The organism is Sphingopyxis sp., from assembly GCF_016463645.1.
Taxonomy (GTDB): Bacteria; Pseudomonadota; Alphaproteobacteria; order Sphingomonadales; family Sphingomonadaceae; genus Sphingopyxis.
The window spans coordinates 1-5,363 of record NZ_JAEMQX010000187.1 but is presented as its reverse complement, the minus strand read 5'-3'; the positions used below and the strand labels follow the sequence as shown (position 1 = coordinate 5,363).

The following is a 5,363-nucleotide window of genomic DNA, read 5'->3' as shown; positions in this document are numbered from 1 at the left end:
ACGCAAAGGAGTTGTTCTAGTTTCCCATGTCCGAAGATGAATTCTATCGCATCAAGCGCCTGCCGCCCTACGTCATCGCCGAAGTCAATGCGATGCGTGCGGCCGCCCGCGCCGCGGGAGAGGACATCATCGACCTTGGAATGGGTAACCCCGACCTGCCGCCGCCCGCGCATGTGATCGAGAAGCTCTGCGAAGTGGCGATGAAACCCGACGCGCACGGTTATTCGCAGTCGAAGGGCATCCCGGGCCTCCGCCGCGCGCAGGCCAATTATTACGGCCGCCGTTTCAACGTCGAACTCGATCCGGAGACCGAGGTCGTCGTGACGATGGGATCGAAGGAGGGGCTCGCGAGCCTCGCGACGGCCATAACCGGCCCCGGCGACGTCGTGCTCGCGCCGAACCCGAGCTATCCGATCCACACCTTCGGCTTTATCATCGCGGGAGCGACGATCCGCAGCGTCCCGACGACGCCCGACGAGAATTACTGGCGCGCGCTCGACCGCGCGATGGCCTTCACCGTGCCTCGCCCGTCGATCCTCGTCGTCAATTACCCGTCGAACCCGACCGCTGAAGCCGTCGACCTCGCCTTCTACGAGCGGCTCGTCGCCTGGGCGAAGGAGAACAAGGTCTGGGTGCTGTCGGACCTTGCCTATTCGGAGCTCTACTACGACGGCAATCCGACCCCCTCGATCCTGCAGGTGCCGGGCGCGAAGGATGTCGCGATCGAATTCACCTCGATGTCGAAGACCTATTCGATGGCGGGCTGGCGCATGGGTTTTGCGGTCGGCAACAAAAGGCTGATCGCGGCAATGACGCGCGTCAAATCCTACCTCGATTACGGCGCCTTCACGCCGATCCAGGCCGCGGCGTGCGCGGCATTGAACGGGCCGCAGGACATCGTCGCGAAGAACCGCGAACTTTATCAGAAGCGCCGCGACGTGATGGTCGAAAGCTTCGCGCGCGCCGGCTGGGATATTCCGAGCCCGCCGGCGTCGATGTTCGCCTGGGCACCGCTGCCGCCCGCGCTCAGGGAGATGGGCAGTCTTGAATTCTCGAAGCAATTGCTGACTCACGCCAAGGTCGCGGTCGCACCCGGCGTCGGCTATGGCGAGGACGGTGAAGGCTATGTCCGCATCGCGATGGTCGAGAACGAGCAGCGCATCCGGCAGGCCGCGCGCAACATTCGCAAGTTTCTCCAGATGCACGGCGTCAACACGCCCTCGGTCGCCGCTGGAGGATGATGGACCTCGACGCCGGCGCGATTGCGCAGACGATCCAGCTGTCGGTCACACCGGTGTTCCTGCTGGTCGCGACCGGTAGCCTGCTCAACGTCATTGCGGGGCGGCTGGCGCGCGTCGTCGACCGCTCGCGCAACCTGATGGAGCGCTGGGCCGAGACCGAGGGCCTCGAGCATGAGCGCATCGTTGCCGAACTGCGCATCGCCGACCGGCGGATGGGGATCATCAACAATTCAATCCTCTCCGCCGTGGCGTGCGGGATCGTCGTCTGCCTGCTCGTCGCGTTGCTGTTCACCCAGGCCTTTACCGGTATCAACCTCGGCGTCGCGGCGTCATGGGCCTTTGCGGTCGCGATGCTGCTTTTGCTGGTCTCGCTGATCCTCTTCCTCATCGAGGTCCGGCTGGCGGTGCGCGCGATCCATGTGCCGATGGAGTTGCTCGAGTTCGAGGAAATGGGCTGGAAGCGCCGCCGCGACCGGGGTTGAGCCCGGTCCGTCCGATTTTTTTTGCCCGACCTGCGCGGCGGTGGCCGTAGCGGCAATTGCCTGCGCGCATTTTAGGCGCGCTCGAACGGCGTTGACACCGCTCCCTTTGGTCTGCTCCCTTGGCGGCGGGAGACAGGAATGACCGATAAAGCCGCCTTGTCGCAGGGCCTTGCCGCACCAGCCGCCGGTGTTTCCGCGCAGACGCGGACGATGCTGTGGATTCTGCTGATCGTCTATATTTTCAACTTCCTCGATCGGCAGATCGTCAACATCCTCGCCGAGCCGATCAAGGCCGATCTCGGGCTTTCGGACACCCAGCTCGGCCTGCTCGCCGGCCCCGCATTCGCGGTTTTCTATGCGCTGCTCGGCATCCCGATCGCGCGCTATGCCGACAAGGAGGGGACGAACCGCGTGCGGCTGATCGCGCTCGCGCTGGCGATCTGGTCGGCGATGACCGCAGTGTGCGGGCTCGCGCAGAATTTCGTGCAGCTGCTCTTGGCGCGCATCGGTGTCGGCGTGGGCGAGGCGGGGTGCACGCCTTCGGCGCATTCGTTGATCTCGGACAGCGTCGCGCCCGAAAAACGCTCGTCGGCGATCGCTTTCTATGGGCTTGGCGTGCCGATCGGCTCGCTGCTCGGACTGATCATCGGCGGGATCGTCAACGATCTTTATGGCTGGCGCATCGCGCTGATGCTCGTCGGTGCGCCGGGATTGCTGCTCGCGCTGGTCGTGCTGTTCGCGATGCGCGAGCCGCGGCACAGTCGTCCCGCCGAAACCGTGGCCGATGGCGCGCCCGCGGCGCGGCTTTCGACCGGCGAGGCGATGCGCGAAATCTTCGCCTCACGCGCGTTCGTCTATATATTGATCGCTTCGTCGGTCGTCGCTTTCCTCGGTTACGGCAAGGCGCTTTGGACGATCAGCTTCTTCATCCGCAGCCACGGGCTGTCGACGACCGAGGCGGGGCTGTCGATGGCGGTCGTGCTGGGGCTGGCGGGCGTGTTCGGCACCTGGCTTGGCGGCAAGGCAGCCGACAGGTTCGGACCGCGCGACAAGAAACATATATTGACCCTGCCCGCCTATGGCATGGCGCTTGCGGCGCCGGTGCTGTTCCTCGGCTATTATATGGACAATTGGGTGATCGCGGTCGCGCTGCTGATCGTGCCGACGATCCTCAACTCGGCTTATTACGGACCCGCCTATGCCTGTGTGCAGGGACTGGTGCGCCCCCAGGCGCGCGCGGTCGCGGCATCGATCATGCTGTTCGGCCAGAATCTGATCGGGCTGGGTTTCGGGCCGTTCCTGTTCGGCGTCCTTTCGGATGCGCTGGCGCCGACCTACGGACAGGAAAGCGTGCGCTACGTCCTTTATGGCGCGGCGTGGCTGGGTCTCATCCCCGCCTTCTTCTTCTGGCGCGCCAGCCTCCGGCTCAACGCTGAACTCAAATCGGGTTAATAGGGCGGGGCAACCTTGGCGCGTTGCGCTCTCGCGGCGTCGATCCACCAATTGAGGTCGTCGGCGAAGCGCGGAAACAGCCGTTCGAGCTGCTTGCCCTCGTCGCCCGCGGGCCGGCCCTCGGCGTCGAAGGTCTTGCCGATGCGTGCGACGGGCAGGATCGACGAAATCACCGCCATGCCCATTTCGCCCAATATGTCGCGCCATCCCATCATCGAACGCACCCCGGCGAAGGATCCCGCCGAGTAGCAGGCGATCGCCGCGGGGCGCCAGAACCATTCCTCGAGAAAATGGTCGGTGAGATTCTTGAGCCCCGGCTGCGGTCCCCAATTATATTCGCCGGTGACGAACAGAAAGCCGTCGGCGGCGCGGATATTGGCCGCGAGTTTGTCCATCGCCGCGGGTGCCTCGCCCTTTGGATATTCCTTATACATGCGGTCGAGCATCGGGAGATTTACCGCCTTGGCATCGATTAGCTCGGCGTGGTCGCCGCGCGCGGTAATCGCATCGACGAGCCAGCGCGCGAGCTTGATACCCTGCCGGTCGCGGCGATAGCTGCCATAGAAGACGAGAATGTTCCGGGCCATGCCGCTAGGTGCCACGGCTTGCACCGAAACGAAAGTGTCCTAAGCTCTCGGAGGGGAGCCTTGGGGGGATTCATGCGCGTCTATCGCACGCCGGACGACCGTTTTACGAAACTGCCGGACTGGCCTTATGCGCCGAAATATGTCGAAGTCGCAGAGGGTCTTCGAGTTCATTATGTCGATGAGGGAGCGTCGGAGGCGCAGCCGGTGCTCTTGTTGCATGGCGAACCGACATGGGCCTATCTCTATCGCAAGATGATCGGCCCCACGGTCGCGTCGGGTTTTCGGGCCGTCGCACCCGATCTCATCGGTTTCGGCCGCTCGGACAAGCCGATCGAAAGCCGGGCCTATAGCTATGCTGCGCAGGTCGCATGGATGCGCCAGTGGATCGAGGCACTCGATCTCAGAAACATGATCCTTGCCTGCCAGGATTGGGGTTCGCTTATCGGGCTGCGTCTGGTTGCCGAGATGCCCGAACGCTTTGCCGGGGTGGCGCTGTCGAACGGCGGACTGCCTGAGGGGCAGCCGGCGCCGCGCGCCTTTGCGATCTGGCGCGCCTTTTCCCGTTACAGCCCGGTCTTTCCGATCGGGCGGATCGTCAATGCCGGGGCGAAACGGCAACTGACACCGGGCGAAATCGCCGCCTATGACGCGCCCTTCCCGACGCGGGCCTCCAAGGTTGCGGCGCGGGTGTTTCCGTCCTTCGTCCCGCTGGGTGACAATGTCGCGGTGCCCGACCAGAAGCGCGCCTGGGCTGCGCTCGAGGCGTTCGACAAGCCCTTCCTCTGTTGCTTCACCGACGGCGACCCGATCACGCGCGGCGGCGATGCGCTGTTCACGAACCGCGTGCCCGGCGCGCGCGGCATGGCGCACCGCACGCTGAGAGGTGGACATTTTGTGCAGGAGAATGACCCGGCGGGCTTCGTCGCGGCGATCCGCGACGTTGCGGCGGCGGGCCTCAATCGCTGAACGGATCGCGAATCAGGATCGTGTCCTCGCGCTCGGGGCTCGTCGACACGAGCGCGATCGGGGTTTCGATCAACTCCTGTACGCGCTGGATATATTTGATCGCCTGCGCGGGAAGGTCGGCATAGCTGCGCGCGCCCGCGGTCGATTCGTGCCAGCCGTCCATTTCCTCGTAGATCGGCTCGACCTCGGCCTGATCGGCCGAATGCGACGGGAAATAATCGAGGATCTTGCCGCGGAGACGATAACCGGTGCAGATACGGATCGTGTCGAAACCGTCGAGCACGTCGAGCTTGGTTAGCGCGATGCCGGTGACGCCCGACACCGCACAGCTCTGCCGCACCAGCACGGCGTCGAACCAGCCGCAGCGACGCTTGCGCCCCGTGACAGTGCCGAACTCATGTCCGCGCTCGCCGAGCTTCTGGCCGATCTCGTCCTCAAGCTCGGTCGGGAAGGGGCCGCTGCCGACGCGCGTCGTATAGGCCTTGGCAATGCCGAGCACGAAGCCGACCGCCGAGGGGCCGAGGCCCGAGCCCGACGCGGCGGTACCGCTGACGGTGTTTGAACTGGTGACGAACGGATAGGTGCCGTGGTCGACGTCGAGCAGCACGCCCTGCGCGCCCTCGAACAGGATGCGC

At 64.7% G+C, this 5,363-nt stretch carries 6 protein-coding genes; 4 read left to right on the top strand and 2 right to left on the bottom strand.

Translation table 11 applies throughout. The features are described from left to right. Positions 1-26 precede the first annotated feature (26 nt). From JHC57_RS20930 to JHC57_RS20920, 3 genes are all read left to right on the top strand, one after another. Positions 27-1,241 carry an LL-diaminopimelate aminotransferase gene (locus JHC57_RS20930; protein ID WP_294032514.1) on the top strand — a complete coding sequence of 405 codons (1,215 nt, stop codon included), beginning with the start codon at positions 27-29 and terminating at the stop codon, positions 1,239-1,241. Further along, positions 1,241-1,723 (top strand): DUF2721 domain-containing protein, encoded by a 483-nt coding sequence (locus JHC57_RS20925; RefSeq protein WP_294032513.1) that lies wholly within the window; start codon positions 1,241-1,243, stop codon positions 1,721-1,723. Before JHC57_RS20930 ends, JHC57_RS20925 begins: the two co-directional genes overlap by 1 nt. Before the next feature lie 138 nt (positions 1,724-1,861). Then, entirely contained in the window at positions 1,862-3,175 is a 1,314-nt protein-coding gene (locus JHC57_RS20920; RefSeq protein ID WP_294032512.1) for an MFS transporter, read from the top strand. Here the strand turns inward: JHC57_RS20920 and JHC57_RS20915 are convergent. After that, complete coding sequence (locus JHC57_RS20915) at positions 3,172-3,762, bottom strand: NADPH-dependent FMN reductase (protein ID WP_294032511.1); 591 nt, start codon at positions 3,760-3,762, stop codon at positions 3,172-3,174. The two genes, JHC57_RS20920 and JHC57_RS20915, sit on opposite strands and share 4 nt — an antisense overlap. A gap of 72 nt (positions 3,763-3,834) precedes the next feature. On the opposite strand from JHC57_RS20915, the gene JHC57_RS20910 reads away from it, so the two are divergent. Then, complete coding sequence (locus tag JHC57_RS20910; RefSeq protein ID WP_294032510.1) at positions 3,835-4,728, top strand: haloalkane dehalogenase; 894 nt, start codon at positions 3,835-3,837, stop codon at positions 4,726-4,728. Here JHC57_RS20910 and JHC57_RS20905 read toward each other — a convergent pair. Then, on the bottom strand, positions 4,718-5,363 hold a 646-nt coding region (locus JHC57_RS20905; RefSeq protein WP_294032509.1), incomplete at its 5' end, for an adenylosuccinate synthetase. The genes JHC57_RS20910 and JHC57_RS20905 overlap by 11 nt on opposite strands.